At 36.8% G+C, this 18591-nt stretch carries 18 protein-coding genes; 14 read left to right on the top strand and 4 right to left on the bottom strand.

Features of this window, described 5'->3' with window-relative positions; translation table 11 throughout:
- Positions 1-43 precede the first annotated feature (43 nt).
- The 6 genes from ACR30L_RS10630 to ACR30L_RS10605 are packed head-to-tail and all read left to right on the top strand — an operon-like array spanning position 44 to position 6825.
- The gene (locus tag ACR30L_RS10630) at positions 44-1441 is read left to right on the top strand and encodes an undecaprenyl-phosphate glucose phosphotransferase (RefSeq protein WP_435234232.1); all 1398 of its coding nucleotides are present in this window, start codon (positions 44-46) and stop codon (positions 1439-1441) included.
- Positions 1431-2642, top strand: coding sequence for an outer membrane beta-barrel protein (locus ACR30L_RS10625; RefSeq protein WP_435234231.1), 1212 nt, complete (start codon positions 1431-1433; stop codon positions 2640-2642). The genes ACR30L_RS10630 and ACR30L_RS10625 overlap by 11 nt, the downstream gene beginning before the upstream one ends.
- Positions 2639-3163: a polysaccharide biosynthesis/export family protein gene (locus tag ACR30L_RS10620; protein ID WP_435234230.1), complete on the top strand. Its 525-nt coding sequence runs from the start codon at positions 2639-2641 to the stop codon at positions 3161-3163. The genes ACR30L_RS10625 and ACR30L_RS10620 overlap by 4 nt, the downstream gene beginning before the upstream one ends.
- A gap of 18 nt (positions 3164-3181) precedes the next feature.
- Positions 3182-5395 (top strand): GumC family protein, encoded by a 2214-nt coding sequence (locus ACR30L_RS10615; RefSeq protein ID WP_435234229.1) that lies wholly within the window; start codon positions 3182-3184, stop codon positions 5393-5395.
- Positions 5396-5401: 6 nt separating this feature from the next.
- Positions 5402-6151: a tyrosine-protein phosphatase gene (locus ACR30L_RS10610; RefSeq protein ID WP_435234228.1), complete on the top strand. Its 750-nt coding sequence runs from the start codon at positions 5402-5404 to the stop codon at positions 6149-6151.
- Positions 6148-6825: a VpsP family polysaccharide biosynthesis protein gene (locus ACR30L_RS10605; protein ID WP_435234227.1), complete on the top strand. Its 678-nt coding sequence runs from the start codon at positions 6148-6150 to the stop codon at positions 6823-6825. The genes ACR30L_RS10610 and ACR30L_RS10605 overlap by 4 nt, the downstream gene beginning before the upstream one ends.
- A 148-nt stretch (positions 6826-6973) precedes the next feature.
- Here the strand turns inward: ACR30L_RS10605 and rsmF are convergent, their stop codons facing one another.
- Entirely contained in the window at positions 6974-8419 is a 1446-nt protein-coding gene (gene rsmF / locus ACR30L_RS10600) for a 16S rRNA (cytosine(1407)-C(5))-methyltransferase RsmF (protein WP_435234226.1), read from the bottom strand.
- A 220-nt stretch (positions 8420-8639) separates the two neighbouring features.
- Here rsmF and ACR30L_RS10595 point away from each other — a divergent pair, with 220 nt between their 5' ends.
- Both ACR30L_RS10595 and ACR30L_RS10590 read left to right on the top strand, forming a co-directional pair.
- Positions 8640-8921 (top strand): REP-associated tyrosine transposase, encoded by a 282-nt coding sequence (locus ACR30L_RS10595; RefSeq protein ID WP_435234225.1) that lies wholly within the window; start codon positions 8640-8642, stop codon positions 8919-8921.
- 164 nt (positions 8922-9085) lie between these two features.
- Complete coding sequence (locus ACR30L_RS10590) at positions 9086-9301, top strand: hypothetical protein (RefSeq protein ID WP_435234224.1); 216 nt, start codon at positions 9086-9088, stop codon at positions 9299-9301.
- Positions 9302-9411: 110 nt separating this feature from the next.
- On the opposite strand, the gene ACR30L_RS10585 is transcribed toward ACR30L_RS10590, so the two are convergent.
- Genes ACR30L_RS10585 through ACR30L_RS10575 form a run of 3 tightly spaced genes read right to left on the bottom strand, consistent with a single transcriptional unit; the run spans position 9412 to position 13283 of the window.
- Entirely contained in the window at positions 9412-12075 is a 2664-nt protein-coding gene (locus ACR30L_RS10585; protein WP_435234223.1) for an MlaD family protein, read from the bottom strand.
- The gene (locus tag ACR30L_RS10580) at positions 12068-12697 is read right to left on the bottom strand and encodes a paraquat-inducible protein A (RefSeq protein ID WP_435234222.1); all 630 of its coding nucleotides are present in this window, start codon (positions 12695-12697) and stop codon (positions 12068-12070) included. Before ACR30L_RS10580 ends, ACR30L_RS10585 begins: the two co-directional genes overlap by 8 nt.
- Positions 12690-13283, bottom strand: coding sequence for a paraquat-inducible protein A (locus tag ACR30L_RS10575; protein ID WP_435234221.1), 594 nt, complete (start codon positions 13281-13283; stop codon positions 12690-12692). The genes ACR30L_RS10580 and ACR30L_RS10575 overlap by 8 nt, the downstream gene beginning before the upstream one ends.
- A gap of 187 nt (positions 13284-13470) precedes the next feature.
- Between ACR30L_RS10575 and ACR30L_RS10570 the strand changes: the two genes are divergently transcribed.
- The 6 genes from ACR30L_RS10570 (at position 13471) to ACR30L_RS10545 (ending at position 18493) form a co-directional block, all read left to right on the top strand.
- Positions 13471-13734, top strand: a complete 264-nt coding sequence (locus ACR30L_RS10570) for a YebG family protein (protein ID WP_435234220.1) — start codon at positions 13471-13473, stop codon at positions 13732-13734.
- 224 nt (positions 13735-13958) lie between these two features.
- A complete protein-coding gene (gene thrS, locus ACR30L_RS10565) occupies positions 13959-15866 on the top strand; it encodes a threonine--tRNA ligase (RefSeq protein WP_435234219.1) in 1908 nt (635 codons plus the stop codon).
- Positions 15867-15871: 5 nt separating this feature from the next.
- The gene (gene infC, locus ACR30L_RS10560; protein ID WP_435234218.1) at positions 15872-16429 is read left to right on the top strand and encodes a translation initiation factor IF-3; all 558 of its coding nucleotides are present in this window, start codon (positions 15872-15874) and stop codon (positions 16427-16429) included.
- Positions 16430-16526: 97 nt separating this feature from the next.
- Positions 16527-16724, top strand: a complete 198-nt coding sequence (rpmI, locus tag ACR30L_RS10555; RefSeq protein ID WP_025564055.1) for a 50S ribosomal protein L35 — start codon at positions 16527-16529, stop codon at positions 16722-16724.
- A gap of 16 nt (positions 16725-16740) precedes the next feature.
- The gene (gene rplT / locus ACR30L_RS10550) at positions 16741-17097 is read left to right on the top strand and encodes a 50S ribosomal protein L20 (protein WP_435234217.1); all 357 of its coding nucleotides are present in this window, start codon (positions 16741-16743) and stop codon (positions 17095-17097) included.
- A gap of 220 nt (positions 17098-17317) precedes the next feature.
- Positions 17318-18493, top strand: a complete 1176-nt coding sequence (locus ACR30L_RS10545; RefSeq protein ID WP_435234216.1) for a PLP-dependent aminotransferase family protein — start codon at positions 17318-17320, stop codon at positions 18491-18493.
- The last annotated feature ends 98 nt before the right edge of the window (positions 18494-18591 follow it).

Raw genomic sequence — 18591 nt, 5'->3', positions numbered from 1 at the left:
ATTTATTTTAAAAACTTGTCATAAAGTAAACGGATTTTAATTTATGGAAAACAATTACGTAAAAAACAATAACAACCCGTATTCTGCAGTCTATCGGTTGATTGATTTTTTATTTATTCTTATCGTTCTGTTTGCCGTTATTTATATTGAGGACGAACAACCCACTAATTTATATTTATTGATTGGTTTAATTGCAGCTGTTTCATTCAGCCTCTCTGCTGAAACTATTCAATTGTATCGTTCATGGCGTACTGAGTATTTTTCTCGTTTACCTGCTTATACCTTTGTTTGTTGGCTTGTTGCAATTTTTGCGGTTTCAATTTTCTTGATTTTTACTAAAAATAGTCCAGAGCTTTCCAGATTGGTTATTGGTCTTTGGTTCCTTTCTTCGGCTATCGTCTTAGTTGGATGGCGACTTATTTTTCGCGCTGTTCTATTTAATCGCCGTCGTAATGGGTTTAACCGTAGAAGAGTTGCTATTATTGGCCTCACTAAACTTGGGGTTCAATTAGCCGATGAGTTTGCAAAACATCCCGAGTCAGGTTTTACGCTAGAAGGCTTTTTTGACGATAGGGAAGACGATCGTTTAGCTGAACGCTATCGAGATAAACTCATGGGGAATGTTGAAAAAGGTGTTGAACTTGGTCGTTCAGGGGAGTTTGATATTGTTTATGTTGCCTTACCACTTGCGGCCCAGTCACGAATTGATAGTATTTTACGCATTCTTGGTGATACAACCGTAGATGTGCATTTGGTTCCTGATTTCTTTATCTATAATCTGATGAATGCGCGTTTGACTAATGTGGGGACCATGCAAACCATTAGTGTTTATGAATCACCGATGAGTGGATTGTCGAGTGTTTCTAAACGCATTGAAGATCTTATTGGTGCCTCGTTAATTTTGATGGGCATTGCCATCCCCATGTTGATTATTGCGTTGCTCATTAAATTAGATTCATCGGGTCCGGTGTTCTTTAAACAGAAACGTTATGGGTTATCGGGTAAAGCTATTAACGTCTGGAAATTCCGATCCATGACCGTTGCGGATAATGGCCCAGTTGTTAAGCAAGCGACGAAAGGGGATGCACGTATTACCCGTCTTGGTGCTTTTCTTCGTAAAACCTCATTAGATGAATTACCACAATTTATTAATGTACTACAGGGACAAATGTCTATTGTTGGCCCCAGACCGCATGCGGTTGCACACAATGAACAGTATCGTGCTCTAGTTGATTTTTATATGATGCGCCATAAAGTTAAACCAGGTATAACAGGTTGGGCACAAATCAATGGTTGGCGTGGTGAAACTGACACCTTAGAGAAAATGGAAAAGCGTGTTGAGTTTGATTTACAGTATATTCGGGATTGGTCTATTTTATTGGATTTAAAAATAATCTTCCTGACACTATTTAAAGGGTTTGTAAATAAAAATGCCTATTAAACAGTATCGATTTACGCTATCTACATTATCATTATTAATTTCTACTGGTGTACAGGCGGGTATCTATTCACCAGCTCCCTATGAATTAATCGATGGCTTCTTACTTGTGCCCGAATTAACCAGTTCAATCGTTTACGATGATAATATTTATACGAGCGAAGTTGAAAAAGTGTCTTCTTATATTTATAAAATATCCCCTTCGGTTAAATTTGGTATTAGCAATGGTATTGATGAGTATGGCGGTACTTATACCTTATCATCGGGATCATACTCGGCAAATAATGACGGTGATGACGATTATATTGATCATAACCTGTCGCTTTTAGCGCATAAAGAATTTACAGATCGTCATCGTTTAGATATTAAGTTAGGAATGGCTAATACCCATGAAGATAGAGGATCGAATACAACGGATTCCTCTGAATATACTTACGACGAGCCACTTAAATATAATTCATATACTGGGTCTGTGTATTATGAATTTGGTGCTGTCTCTGCGCCGATGAATATCGGTGGTGGTATTGCTTACGCACAAAAAGTTTATCAAAACTTTACGGATACGACTCGGTACGATGATACTGCTACAACGACCTTATCATTAGATGGTGCCTATAAAATAGGCAGTGTAACTGATTTAACATTATCACTAAGTCGTGCTGATATTAATTATTTACATAATGAAAGTTCAACCTCTAAGCAAGATAATATTGATAATAATGTGTCTATTGGTCTTCGCTGGGAAGGGTTGGCTAAAACGGTTGGAAATATTAATTTTGGCTATCAATATAAAAGCTATACAGACTCTGCTTATGAAAATTATGATGGTACGACGATCAATATTAGTATAGTTTGGGAGCCTGTCACTCGTTCTAGTTTTGATTTATCTTTACAGCGTTCTGCAGAAGATAGTAGTACATTCGGTGACTATAGTGTTTCGTTAGATGGTTCATTAGATTGGAAGCATTCTTGGTCCGATGTCATCACATCGAGTATTGGCTTCAGCTATAGTGATGAGGATTATTTTGGTTCAAGTATCGACAGAGAAGATATTACTCATATTGGTTCTATTGGTTTGAGTTATGATTTTGCTCGTTGGGTACGTTTTACGACTGCTTATGAATACACAGATAAAAGTTCATCATTATCTGGACACGGATATACACAAAATTCGATTACTTTAGGGATATCACTTTCATTATGATTAAAAATATTATTTTCTTTTTTTCAATTCTTATCTGTTTTACTGCTCAAGCCGTTACAGATGATTCTTATATTTTAGACTCGGGTGATCAGATCAAGATACTGGTTTACGATGAGCCGGATCTGACCGTCGAATTAGTTATCAATGATAATGGATTTATTAATTTTCCCTTAATCGGGTCTATTTCGGTTAAAGGAAAAACCACCGCGCAAGTGCAGGATCTTATTCATGATGGTTTACTGGGGGATTATCTTATTAGCCCATCGGTTCAAGTTGATGTTGTTAATTATCGACCATTTTATATTCATGGTGAAGTTAAAAAACCGGGAGCATACCCGTATCAACCCGGAATGACTGTCGATCAGTCGGTTGCTCTAGCGGGTGGTTTTACTGAACGTGCCTCTAAAAGCAAAATTTACATTAAACATGCGGTTGGCAATGACGTCATTAATACGAAAGTGAAATTGACTTCTCCGATTTCTGCCGGTGATACGATCACCATTGAACAAAGTTTCTTTTAAAATACGGATATTATAAATATGAATTTAGGAAAAAGTGATTCAACTCAAACGCAAGATGAAATCATCGATCTAAGGCAGTATTTTAGTGTCTTAATGCGCGCTAAATGGAAAATTTTTAGTTTTTCTTTTTTTACAACCTTATTAATTGCCATATTTGTTATTGGTATGACGCCTATTTATCAAGCCACATCATCTTTATTGTTAGATGTTGAACCGACTAATACGGTTTCTATTGATACTGTTTATTCCTTAGATACTTCCCGTAAAGAATATTTTTTAACACAATATGAAATTATTAAATCTCGTGCTATCACTGAACAAGTGATTGAAGAGTTAAATTTAGGTAATCACCCTGAGTTTCAACCTAAAAAAGATCAGGGATTAATTACGCAAATTAAAACCTATGTAAAGGGTTTACTGCCGCTTCCAGAACAAAGCACTGTGGTTATTGATGAAGAAATAGCAAAAAGAAGAGCCTATGTTGCCCTGGTAAATGCTGTTCAAGGGCGTTTGAGTGTGACGCCTGTGCGTAATACACAATTGGTTAAGATTTCTTTTCAGGCATCTGATCCAAGACTTGCGGCATCTGTTGCCAATGCAATTGGTGAGGCTTATATCGAACAAGGTATGTCAAACCAGTTAGATACCACACGAAATGCATCTGGGTGGGTTAAAAGTCGTTTAGATGAATTACGTGTAAATTTAGATGATTCAGTGGATAAGTTACAAGCCTATCGTGTTAAGGAAAATCTAATTGATATTGAGTCTCGTGGTGTGCGTAGTATTGCGAGCGATGAATTAGAAAGTTTAACCCAGAGTTACTTGGCAGCAAGACAAAAACGTTACGAAGCTGAGACCATATCATTATTTGTGAGTAAGCTTGATAGTAATGATGTGGATTCACTTTTAAGTATTCCTGAAATCAGCAACCATCCATCTATCAGTTCAATTAAAAACGTTGAAATTGAAGCTGAAAAACGTGTTTCTGAATTGAGTTTCCGTTATGGTGAAAAGCATCCTAAATTAATTGCTGCGAAAGCGGAATTAGCCTCTGTTCAGAAAAATCTAAATGCACAGGTGAATAAATTAGTACGTGGCATTCAAAAAGAGTTGAGTGCGGCTAAAGATAATGAACGTCGTTTATCCCAAGCGTTAGAAAAGGAAAAGGGCAAATACCAAAATATTACCAATCAAGAGCAGGGATATTTAAAACTAAGCCGTGAAGTTGATGCTAATCGTAAATTATATGATTCATTTCTTGAGCGTTTTAAAGAGATGGATATCACTGCTGATTTAGAAGTTGCAAAAGCGCATGTTGTTGACCGTGCGGAAGTGCCAACGGTTCCCGTTAAACCTAAAAAATCTTTGATAATACTTCTTGGTTTTGTAGCTTCTTTCGGATTTGCTGTTGTATTAACATTTGTACTTGATGCACTGAATGATAGTTTCCGCAGTGCCGCAGCGGTTGAATCTAAATTAGGTATTCGCCTGTTGGGTCTGTTGCCATTAATTCAGCTTAAAAAGAAAGAAAAATTCCCACTTCATGCTTTCTTTAATGAGGAATATCGACAATTTGCTGAAGCAATTCGAACTGTGCGTACCGGTTTTGTTTTATCTCATATAGATAATGATCATAAAGTGTTGGTTGTTACGTCTTCTATTCCGGATGAAGGTAAAACAACAACGTCGGTGAATATTGCTTTTTCTATGGCACAAATGGAGAAAACGCTATTAATCGAAGGTGATATGCGTCGACCAAGTTTTACCAAAGTGTTCTCACTTCCACCATATCAAAACGGTCTGTCGAATGTGATTTCAGGTACATCGAGTTTAGCGGACGCAATTGTCCATGATGATGTGTCTGGTTTAGATATATTGCCAGCGGGCCTTATTCCACCGAATCCACTGGAAATATTAGCATCTAAAAAATTCGATAACTTACTCGATTCACTTAAGAAGCATTATGATCGTATTATTATCGATTCTGCGCCAACCTTGGCAGTAAGTGATGCAATGGTACTTTCTCAACATGCTGATTCTGTTATTTATGTGGTGCGTTCTGATTCAACTAAACAAGCTATTGCGAAAACGGGGATTGACCGATTATTAGAAATTGAAGCAAAAATAGACGGTATTGTGTTAAATCGCGTTGACCTAGCTAAAGCAAATAAACATGGTTATTACCCTGGTTATTATGATTCCTATGGCTATACACACGATAATAAGTCTTAATAGTCAATGATTGATTTACATAGTCATATCCTTCCGGGCATCGATGATGGTGCCCAAACACTTGATGATTCTATTAATTTGATTGAACAGTCGATCAGTAATGGCGTTTCTAAAATACTCGCAACGCCACATATTCATTTAGGCACGTTTGATAATGACCTTGCTGGCATTGAATCTGTTTTTAAATCTGTTAGTGATAAAATTGATTCATTATCTTTACCCGTTCAACTTGGTTTCGCAGCAGAAGTTCGAATATGCCCAGAAATTATGTTGTTAGCAAAGACTAAAAAATTGCCTTTCCTTGGTAATGTTGATGGGATGGATATATTGTTATTAGAGTTTCCACATAGCCATATATCAGCAGGAAGCGATAAGTTAGTTGATTGGCTCATTTCGAATAATATTCGCCCTATGATTGCGCATCCTGAACGTAACCGTGATTTATGGAAACACAGTCATTTTATTGATGCTTTTATACAGCAAGGGTGTTTACTTCAACTTACTGCATCGTCACTTGTTGGTGATTTTGGTGAGCGTTCCCAAGCCTTAGCCTGGGAGTATTTAGATTCGGATTTAGTTCATATTATTGCCTCTGATATGCACAGTATTAAACGTCGTCCGAATAAAATGGATGAAGCGTATAATCTTATTGAGATTAAATATGGTACTGAAAGAGCAGACACACTGTGTGTTGATAATCCAAATACTATTTTTATGAGTAACCCATCAATTATCGATTTTGAAGGCCATTTATGAAAGTTGCTCTAGCTCGGTTTATATTAATTAGCTTCGCATTGATTGTTGGCTTTTTAGCTGTTAAATATGGCCTTGCTAATTTAAGCTACTTAAAAGTAAATACCTATTTAGAACGCTGGCAGAAAGAGAATGTACTAACGCAAGATGAACTAGATGATGCTTTTAAATCGAGCGACATGATGTTGAAATTGCATGGCCACCATCCGCATTACTTAAATATGACCGCAAAACTTTATGAGTGGAAAGCTTTTAAGTTTGAAGATGACGATGCAATTGTTCGAGATAGTTTAGAGAAAGCCTTAGTACTTTATAAAAAATCATCAGAATTACGTTCTCACTGGCCATTAACATGGATCTATATGGCTAATATTAAGTCACGTTTTGGTGAGTACGATGATGACTTTTACCAATATTTAGCGAATGCAATTAATTATGGTCCCTATATGGATATGATCAATTTACAAGTTGCCCAGTTATTTTTACTCCATGCCGATGAAATGCCTGATTTTCCGAATGAAGTTGCCTTTGAACAAATTAATCGTGCACTATCAGGGGTAAATGTTCGTGCTCAATTATTAGATTTTGCAGATTTTATTGGTCAAGTTGAATTTGTTTGTACAATAGGCCATGTTAATAATAATGAATGGGTTGCTGAACAAAGCCTTTGTCAATAAATCGCTTTATTATATAGATAGTTGTGTATTTGGGGCAGCGACTTCAGTCGCTCATATTTATATAAAGCATCATGCAATGCATGACATGTCGGCTGAAGCCGACGGCCCGAAAAATACATTTACCTGAGTAATGCATAAGCACGTTATATTATTTTTCAAACAATCTTTTATCGTGTATTAAATCACGAGGAAGGTTGTTTTTAATTCTGTTGCTGACAACTTTCCCCATACCTATAACATTATCACGATAACTCACTAATACCTCACCTGTTGCATGATTAGTTTCAACTTCACGAATATCTTTTCCTTGATAAAAATCATTTGCTTGTTCAGCTGAAATCTCTATTTTATTGCTTTTACTTTGATCGCCAAAAGTACGAGCAAATTCGTGCATGGTTTTAAAGCCTGTTTTTCTTCCTTTACCAAATTGTTCAGCAATTTTAATACCTAGGCGTGAGAAGCGGATTTTATCCATAATGGGCTCAATTTCGGTGGGAAATAACCAAAATTCTTGATCTCGTTTATACAAACTACCTTCAATATTGCTAATAGAAAATTGTGTATTGAAATAGTTAAATAAATCTTGTTGCTCTTGAGAATTTGCCTTTGAAAAGGGGAGTTTTGCTGGTCGTTTTTTGGTATTTGGGGATGCTGTACTTTGTGTTTTTTGTAAAGCTGCAACAAAAAAACCTTCGCTATCGTATATCTGTGGCCAAATATGAAGAAATCCTTCTTTTGTAAGTGCCTTGGATGCGTCTTCGAATAGATTTTCTAATGATAAAAATGTAACGCTATTCGGGTATTTTACTTTCAGCTCAGCTAAAACATTTTGGTTTTCTTCATGGCTTAATGTGCATGTAGAGTAGATAAGTATCCCGCTTGGTTTTAGTGCATTAAACGCACTTTCTATGAGTCCCGATTGCATATTGGAAATATCATCGATAGCAGCCTGAGACCAGTTTTTCATTGCATATTTGTCTTTGCGTACGGTTCCTTCTCCGGAACATGGCGCATCTAATAGGATTGCATCGAATGTTTCCGGTAACCAATCGCCAAATACTGCAGCATCAAAATGGGTTAATGCGACGTTTTTGATACCACAACGTTGAATATTGGCATGTAACATTTTAATACGACTGGATGAATATTCATTGGCAATGATTAATCCTTGGTTTTGCATTTGTGCTGCCATTTGTGTTGTCTTTGAACCAGGTGCTGCTGCAGCATCAAGTAAAATGGCGTTGTCTGTTTGTTTAAAAAAATGAAATAGTGCTGCAACGGGCATCATTGAACTGGCTTCTTGAATATAACAAAGTCCAGATTGATGTTCTGCACTATTGCCTAAGGAGTATGTATCGTCCTGAGCATCGATCCAAAAACCTTCTTTACACCAAGGAATAGGTGTTAATTGCCATTGGTGTTCTTTGGCGCGTGCTTGAAAGTCTTCAATGGATATTTTTAACGTATTAACCCGTACCGCACGACGAAGTGGTTTATGGCAATATTCTATTAGATCATTTAATTGAAGATGGCTCGGTAATATGTTTTTCATCTTATCAATAAATGCCTGTGGCAGCAGGGTGTTGTTATCCATTGGTGTTCCTTAGAAACGGACTAAAAGTGGAGGGGTTATAACATAATTAAGGATTTAAAATCCAGTTTGTAGTGATACTCGGGAAGTTTGGTTGTTGTTTGTCTTCGTAAATTTACCAATTTTTTTGGTGCGCGCAGCACACCCTACGGTGAGGTGTTCTATGCGCACCTTAATATGTGTGTCTATCATTAAGGCGATCTATTTATTCCAAGGAGTCTCTATGTCTCGTTATATACGTAGTAATCGACATGGAGGTACCTTCTTTTTTACTGTCGTGTCATATAAACGCCGAAAGATTTTATGTGAAGAGATTATTCGAAGTGCTTTACATCAAGCTATTGTCGATGTGAGAAAAATTCATCCTTTTGATATTGATGCATGGGTTTTGCTACCCGATCATTTGCATTGTATTTTAACTTTACCTCCACATGATTCAAGTTTTGGTATTCGTTGGTCGTTAATAAAAGGAACCGGGACTTTAGTCCCGCAGGTTGTTTTATAGTCAAAATTAACGCTAAATAACACTAAAACAAAACCACAGGACTGAAGTCCTGAATCCGAAATGCCTAACTGAAGGCGTTACGGATTGTTACTCAACAATGTCCTTTATCTTTAATAACCGATTCAACGCTTAATCAATCTCAACGGAAAAGACGAGAGTCGGTGGTGTGGCAACGTCGTTTTTGGGAACATGAAATTAAAAATAATGATGATTATGAAAAGCATTTTAATTACGTTCATTATAATCTGGTTAAGCATGGATTAGTTGATAACCTTAAAGATTGGCCTTATTCGACATTTCATCGTTATGTTGAGGAGGGAGTGTATGAGTGTGATTGGGGAACCAATGATGTTATTATCAACGGTAAATTTGGAGAGTAAAAATTTAATTGTAATTGGTGCGCGCAGCACACCCTACGGTGAGGTGTGTTATTCCCCAAAATGCTTATTAGCAATATATGCAGGGGGGGCTGCGCGTACAGGTTTTTAGTTTACTTTCTTGGGATAGCTAACTTCCATTCTAACCATTTCTTTTTCAGTTCTTTTTGTAATTTAAAGCTATCGCCATTTGAACTTGCTGGTTGCAATGGTATTGAATCATCTGTGCTCATACTGACTCCACCTTTTACCAATGATGATAATGATGATGTTTTTAGTGTCGCACCTGTAATACCGATATCAAGGTTAAAGCCTGACGCGGGCCAGAAGATGGAGTTTTGTCTAATTAAGTGAGCGTATTGTGGGTAAATATTTAATAAAATTTCGACACCCGAAGCATCCCGCGATAATCGCTTTTTAACCACTTCGCCGATTTGGATTTGACGATGATACACCGGGCTACCTATATCGGTAGAACCGGCATTATCAGCGGTTAAGATGATACTTAATCCTTGCTGAGCAATATTTACGGTTGGTGGTTGCGATTCGCCTTTGAATTGAGTGGAGTAGGGGCCGTCACCCGGTAATACATTAAGATATACACCGCTGATCAAGGTTGATAAGTTTTTCGCACCTGATAAAGAAAGTTCGCTTTTGACAATCCAAAATTGACTGTTGCTATGGGCAATTTCTTGTGTGTATTCAGGTTGTATCGAGGCGGTTGCGACAACGTCTTTGTTGTTATTCAAAGACAATGATGAGACTTCACCGATAACAATCCCTTTCATTCGTAATTTACTACCAACCTGTAAATCATATGCTTGATCAAAAACGATATTAATATTTTGTGTTTTTTGGGTCGCTTGCTGGTAATTATCAAACAGTTTATAGGCTCCATTAGAATACTTATTTTCAACTCCTACTGTACCCGTATCCACAGCAATGCCGCCGGTTGCGATGGTGAGAAGGGATTCAGCTTGTAGTTTAATACCTGACAACCCCGCATCAACTTTAAGACCGCTAATATTCCAGAATACACTATCGTCTTTGATCAAATGTTTGTATTCACTTTTAATTTCTATTTCAGTTTTAATTAACCCTGAATTATCGATACTAAATGCTGAAATTTCTCCGATGGTAAATTTATGATAATAAACCGGTGACCCTTCGTAGATTGAAGGCAATTCTTTACTTAGAAGGGTAATTGTTAATGGTTTACTAAAGCTATTTTTTCCTATTTTGGCCATTTGTTTGGAAGGATATATACGGAATGTTTTATTTAAAGCCGAGCTCGGTTGATCCGTTTTAGTGACGGGCGTTGCGTTATATAGTCCGATTCCACCTGATACGAGTCTATCGATGGGAGCGGTTTGAATGTTTATACGACTTACCGTCGCATCGATATTAATACCGCTTAATAAATAAAAGTGACTATTTTGATTAATTAAGTATTGGTATTGATGATCAATATTGACTAATACATCAATATATTGGCCGTTATCCGAAAAATCTAATTGTTGCACTTCACCGATTTTTAAACCTTGATAACTAATCGGCGCACCGTTTGTTATCCCGGTGGCATTATCTGTTTGTAATTTGATAATGGTTGGCGGTGATGTTGGTGGCAGTGAGTCTTGCACGATAAAATGAGAAGCTTGTTGTTCATTTATCACGTTTTCAGCAGGTAAAAAGGCAATGTAATTTCCACTGATAATATTACTTAAATTGCTAATTTTAGAAAAAGAGATTTTAGTTCTTTCTATCCAAAATTGTGCATTTTCAGTGATCATGCCACTAAATTGTGGGTTAATAATCGCTTTAGCAATAAAGGATTTTTTGTTGGAATCATATTTGATATCAGCTAAATGACCGATGCCGTGTCCTTTAAATAAAATACCCGCATTTTTAGGTAAATTACCAATGTTATTAAGGGTTAATTCAATGGCAAAGCCCGTTTCTGTTTTTTCAATATCTTTGAATAATTTGAATATTTGTCCTGTTTTCTTTTCAGGACTGTCTACGGGAGAGCTAAAGGTGATACCACCTGCAATTAATGAGCTAAGACTGTCCACCTGTAAGTTGAGACCAGCGCGAGAAATATTTGCTTGTAGTCCACTAATATTCCAAAATTTACTATGTTGTTTGATTAGGTGACCGAATTTCTTTTCGATAAAGGCTTTTATATCGACATACTGGCTTGTATCGGAAAGTTTAACCTGTGCAACTTCGCCAACTTTTATTTTTTTAAAGAAGATAGGTGTGCCGACATTAATGGAACCAGCGGATTCACTTTGTAGGTTAATGAGTAATGCATTGTCTGGAATATTAATAGGTTGATCTAACAATGCATCAAAGGTGTCTGTTTCTGCACCATCTCCTGGTTGTAAATTTATATAGCTGCCCGAGAATACGGTATCTAATCCTGTAATAGATGTTAACGTGGCTTTAGGCGAGACTAACCAAAATTGCGTGTTTTCTCGTAACATAAATGCAGCATGGGCTTCAATATCGGCAATAATATTTACGCCTTCCGTTGCATTTAATTCAATTTTTTTAACAGTGCCGACGATAACGCCTTTATATCTGATTTTTGTTTTATCGGTAATAATACTGTCGGCATTATCGAAATGAATTTTTATTTCAGTATTCGCATGTGTTAAATGTTGGAATAAAACCCAGCCACCCAATAATAGGGCGATTAAGGGTAATAGCCAGATTGATGATATGACATGGCGCTTCTCAATATTAGCCTGTAGTGGAGTTGTTTGATTATTCATCGTTAGAGGCATCCCAAATTAGACGTGTGTCGAAACTATTTGCAGCAAAAAGAGTACATAACACAACGATGGTAAATGATGTTGCTGCAATACCTGGATATACAGAAAGAAGTTGGCCTTTATTAAATACGGCGACCATGATGGATATTACAAAGAGATCTAAAATAGACCATTTACCAATTAATTCAATAAGGTAAAAAGCCCTTAGGCGTAATTTGGCAGACAAATTCCAATGCAATTGTATTGATAGTGTTATTAATATTAACCCTATTATTTTTAAGATGGGCACTAAGATAGAGGCAATAAAGACAATCAAAGCAACCATCGGTAATCCATTATCAATTAATGTTAAAATACCACTGTAAATCGTATCGGGTAAGACGTCATTATTTCGTAGTAAATATGTAATTGGATAAATATTAGCTGGGACAATAAAAATCATGGCTGTTATTAATAATGCCAAGGTTTTTTGAAGACTGTGAATCGTGCGTGGAGTAATCGGATTTCCACAATACGGACACAAACTTGGGTGCTCGCTTTGACGACTATAATTACCGCAGGTTTTACATACTTGCAGTCCTTGTTGTAATGCACCGGTACCGACTTTAAGTTGATCAACCATTAATATATCGCTCCCAATAACCATGATTACTGTATCGACTAATGATTAGTAGATTAATGACTAATAATGCGATGAAAAAATAGAGTCCAATATCAAAAAATAAAACGGCATCATTATTTAGTTTAAACATCGATACCATTAAACTGACCATATAGACTTCAAGCATTGACCAGTTCATTAATATTGCTGTTATTTTTAATATTTTAGGTAAGTACGAAGGGTAGTAATTGAATGTTAAACACGCACTACTCAATGCGATGCAGCCTAACATTAATGATGGCGCGATAACGGCACAAAATAAAACAATGAAGGCGACCATCGGGGCTTGGTTTATCATTAAAAAAGCCCCTTGCAATAAATTTGTTTGTTCAGTTATTCCCAGTAAATGAATCGATATTAGGGGGAAATAAAAAGCTGGGATTAAAAGGGCTAATGCCGTGATTGATAAAGCTAAAATAATCGCGGGATTAGCGTTATTATGCTTTTCAATTGTGTGATTGCATCGCGTGCATTTAGCGACATAACCTTTTGGTATTTCAGGTACTAAGGACACCATATCACAATGTAGACAAATAATTTTTTTCATTGGAATAATTCATATCTTTAAGTGTTAATAAATACAATACAGCAATTTTTTGGAAAAGTTGCATTTTTACCGTATTTATTGTACTGTATATAAAGACATGAGTTGTTCAATTGTAGCAAATTCATTAATTAAATTCACGACTTAGTGAAATTGGTATTTACTATCAGAATAGGTTAAAGAGGCCGCCGTGGCAGTAATTATAAAATATATTGTAGAAAGAAAAGGTATTGAGAAGATGACCTTTACAAGTAAAAAAGAAGCAGACGCATACGATAAAATGTTAGATTGTGCCGATCAGCTAGCGGCTTTTCTAGGGGCGAGTTCAGTCACCCTCGATGATAACCAATTAGAAGAACTCGGTTTATATTTGGCGAGTAATAAAGAGGTTGTTCAAAGTCTATTTAAAGGTAATGATTTCATTCCCGTTGATGTGGTTGAAGAAACAGAGTAAATAAAGTCGCTACTAGCTACGAGTGTCGAGCTGCGAAGTTCAGTGTTTTCTAAGCTAGAAGCGCGCGACTCGAAACTTTTTTTAATCAAACAGCTAAATACTAACCGCTGCTTGTAAATTCCTGCTTTTCATGTGCTTATTATTGATCTAAAATGCTGCCTCGTTTTTAAATTACTAAAATACATATGCTTTTTGGTTGGAAGCATCACTGTGAGGAAAACAGCATGCCAATTATAACTCTTCCCGACGGTAACACTCGTCAATTCGAAAATACTACTTCTATTATGGAAATCGCTGCTGATATCGGTCCCGGTCTTGCCAAAGCATGTATTGCTGGGCGCGTGGATGGAAAATTAGTCGACGCCTGCGACCCGATTGATAAAGACGCTAATGTTTCTATTATTACGGCAAAAGATGATGAAGGTTTAGAAATTTTACGTCATTCATGTGCGCATTTATTAGGTCACGCGGTTAAACAACTTTATCCTCAAGCGAAAATGGCTATTGGGCCAACGATTGACAACGGTTTTTATTATGACATTGACGTCGATGTGGCGATCAACGATGAAGAACTGGCTAAAATCGAAAAACGCATGAAAGAATTAGTGAAAACTAATTATAAAGTGGTTAAAGAAAAAGTATCGGTTGAAGAAGCGAAAGCAGTATTTAAAGCGCGCGGTGAAGAATACAAATTAGAAATTCTTGAAGGCATCGATGCAAATGACCGTCCTGGTTTATATCATCATGAAGAATATGTTGATATGTGTCGTGGCCCACACGTACCAATGATGAAATTTAGCCAATACTTTAAATTAATGAAAGTAGCGGGTGCATATTGGCGCGGTAATTCAGACAATAAGATGTTACAGCGTATATATGGCACAGCATGGGCGGATAAAAAACAACTTAATGCCTATTTAAAACGTCTTGAAGAAGCGGCAAAACGTGACCACCGTAAGATTGGTAAACAACTTGATCTTTATCATATGCAGGAAGAAGCACCGGGTATGGTGTTTTGGCATGATAACGGTTGGATTATTTACAGAGAATTAGAAAATTATATGCGTGGACTACTTAAAAAGTATGACTATGCAGAAGTGAAAGCGCCGCAGATTTTAGATCGTAAGCTTTGGGAAAAATCAGGGCATTGGGATAAGTACAAGGATAATATGTTTTGTACGCATTCTGAAAGCCATGATTATGCGATTAAGCCAATGAACTGTCCTGGCCATATTCAAATTTTCAATCAAGGATTAAAATCATACCGTGAACTTCCATTACGTATGGCTGAGTTTGGTGCTTGTCATCGTAATGAACCTTCAGGCTCTTTACACGGTTTAATGCGTGTGCGTAGCTTTACTCAAGATGATGCGCATATTTTCTGTTCTGAAGATCAGATCCTTGAAGAAGTATCAACGTGTATCCGTATTCTTTTTGAATGTTACAAAACATTTGGTTTTGAAGATGTAGCGGTCAAATTGTCAACTCGTCCAGAGCAACGTGTTGGTGATGATGCAACTTGGGATAAATCTGAGAAAGCATTAGCCGATGCGTTAACCGCAAATGACATTAAATTTGAATATTTACCGGGTGAGGGTGCTTTTTATGGTCCTAAAATTGAATTTACTTTATATGATTGTTTGGGCCGTGCTTGGCAGTGTGGTACTATACAACTCGATTATTCAATGCCGGGTCGTTTAGACGCTACTTTTGTTGGCGAAGATAATGAACGACACACGCCAGTTATGATTCACCGTGCAATTTTAGGTTCACTTGAACGTTTCATCGGTATTTTAACTGAAGAGTATGCCGGTATTTTTCCAACGTGGTTGTCACCTCAACAGGTTGTTGTGATGAACATTACGGACAAACAAGCTGATTTTGCAGTAGAAATCGTAAATAAATTGAAAAAAGCAGGTATTAGAGCAATTTCGGACTTGAGAAATGAGAAGATAGGCTTTAAAATCCGCGAACATACATTGAAACGTGTTCCATACCTACTCGTTGTTGGAGACAAAGAAGTCGAAGCAAATGAAGTCGCAGTAAGAACACGTAAAGGTGATGATTTAGGCAAGTTCAACATTGATGACTTTGTTGCACATGTTCAAGAAGAAATCATCGCTCGTCGTTAATTTTTTTGGAGGAATTTGTTATAAAAGGTGCAAGAAAAGCCCCACAACAGGGCAATAAACATCGTTTGAATGAAGAGATAACTGGTAATGACGTTCGTCTATCAGACTCGGAAGGCAAACCACTTGGTGTTGTTTCATTAGAAGAAGCTAAAAATATGGCTTTCGATGCAAATCTTGATTTAGTTGAGATCAGCCCGAATGCCGAGCCGCCGGTTTGTCGCATCATGAATTATGGCAAATTCTTGTATGAAAAGAGCAAATCCGTTAAAGAACAACGGAAAAAGCAAGTTCAGGTTCAGCTGAAGGAAATAAAATTCCGTCCTGGAACTGACGAAGGCGATTATCAGGTAAAACTACGCAACCTGACTCGTTTTCTTACAGAGGGTAACAAAGCTAAAGTAACACTGCGTTATCGTGGTCGTGAAATGGCACACCAATCATTAGGACTAGATCTACTAAACCGTATTAAAGCGGATTTAGCAGAGATATCCGTTGTCGAGTCTTTCCCTAAAATGGAAGGCCGTCAAATGGTGATGGTGTTAGGCCCTAAACGTGCTAGTTAAGGCATAAAGAAGTAGTTTACTGCAATTAGTTTTCTAGTTGCAGTTCGTATACTCGCCTTACTGGTTTAATTTAACTTAGAACAATGCGGAGTTCGCAATGCCTAAAATGAAATCTAACAAAGGTGCTGCAAAGCGCTTTAAAAAGACTGCTTCTGGTGGTTTTAAGCGTAAGCAATCACACTTACGTCACATCCTTACTAAAAAATCTACTAAACGTAAACGCCACCTACGTGCACAAAGCATGGTAGCAAAAGTAGACGTACCTAGTATTAACAGAATGTTACCATTCGCTTAAGTAAGGATTAAATAAAATGCCAAGAGTAAAACGTGGTGTACAAGCGCGTGCACGTCATAAGAAAGTCTTAAAACAAGCTAAAGGTTATTACGGAGCTCGTTCACGTGTTTATCGCGTAGCGGTTCAAGCAGTAACTAAAGCAGGTCAATACGCTTACCGTGACCGTCGTCAACGTAAACGTGTATTCCGTCAACTATGGATTGCGCGTATTAACGCTGCAGCTCGTATTAACGGTTTATCTTACAGCCGTTTCATCAATGGTCTTAAAAAGGCTTCTGTTGAAATCGATCGTAAGATCCTTGCTGATATCGCAGTATTTGATAAAGCAACATTTGCTCATTTAGTTGAAGTAGCTAAAAAAGCACTTGCTTAATCAATTTACCTGATTAGTAATTAGATTTTTCGAAGGAGACAATTTGTCTCCTTTTTTTTACCTTTTTATTTGTAATAGTTACTCGCCTCGATTTTCAACGACCTATTTTTATCCAAACATTTTTTAAATATTGTACATGCTGTAATTTTAGTATTAATTAGACACTGCTCGTTGCTATAATATCGACCAAATTATTCTCGACTATTATACGGACAGTGGCATGAACGAGCTTTTTTCAAATCGTATTTCAAGTGTTTCCCCTTCATTTATTCGTGAAATTTTAAAGGTCGCAGTTGATCCTTCGATAATTTCATTTGCTGGTGGATTACCTAATAGAGATCTTTTTCCTGTTGAAGCATTACAAAAAGCAACCAACGATCTTTTTAATGATTCAGGTAAAGATATTCTCCAATACAGCAGTACAGAAGGTTACTTGCCACTTCGAGAGCTTATTGTTGCGGATTACAAAAACAAAGGTTTGGACATTCATGTTGATGATATTCTAATTACCAACGGTTCCCAACAAGGCTTAGACTTACTCGGTAAAGTGTTAATTAATGAGGGTGACCAAGTTATTATCGAAGAACCTGGTTATCTTGGAGCAATTCAATCTTTTGAAGTTTATGCCGCACAGTTTAATCCGGTTACGGTTCATCAGGATGGCGTTGATATAAATCAATTAGAAGAAATTGTTACGTCGAGCTCATCGAAGTTAATGTACACAGTGCCTAATTTTCAAAATCCTGCAGGTATTTCATACAGTAATGAAAATCGCCGAGCAGTGGCGAAGTGTTTATCTAAAACAAAAACATTTTTGATTGAAGATAATCCTTATGGTGATTTACGTTTTGCAGGCGAAAATAAAATTTCATTTAAAACGCTATTGCCTGAGCAAACTATTTTATTGGGATCTTTTTCGAAAACCGTTGTCCCAGGTTTTCGTTTGGGGTGGATTGTTGCACCTAAGCCATTAATGGATAAATTAGTAATTGCAAAGCAGGCTGGAGATTTACATTCTAATTATTTCTGTCAGCGTATATTGCATCGTTTTTTAATCGATAATGATTTACAAAAACACATTAAAAAAATTGTATCGGTTTATGGTAAGCAAAAACAAGTTATGGAAGATGCGATTAAGCAATATTTTCCAAAGGAAGTGACTTATTTAAATCCAGAAGGTGGGATGTTTTTGTGGGTGACCTTACCTGAAAAACTGTCTGCGATGACGGTATTCGATAAGGCAATTGAACAAAAAGTCGCATTTGTACCAGGCGACCCTTTTTATATTAACAAACGTGATTTAAATACGCTAAGACTGAATTTTTCAAGTGTTGATCCTGATGTTATTAAAGAAGGTATTCAACGTTTAGGTAAAGTTTTACACGATTTATTATAATCGTTGTATTTCTTAGTGCTGTTTACAAAGGGCGCATGTCAGCATGCGCTATGTATCTTTAACCTATCTCAAACTTTTTCATCCTAAATTGCGACTGA

Origin of the sequence: Psychromonas saccharinae (assembly GCF_051201515.1) — a bacterium.
In the GTDB taxonomy this organism is placed as follows: domain Bacteria; phylum Pseudomonadota; class Gammaproteobacteria; order Enterobacterales; family Psychromonadaceae; genus Psychromonas.
The sequence above is the reverse complement of the archived record's forward strand: the minus strand, read 5'-3'. Positions and strand labels throughout refer to the sequence as shown.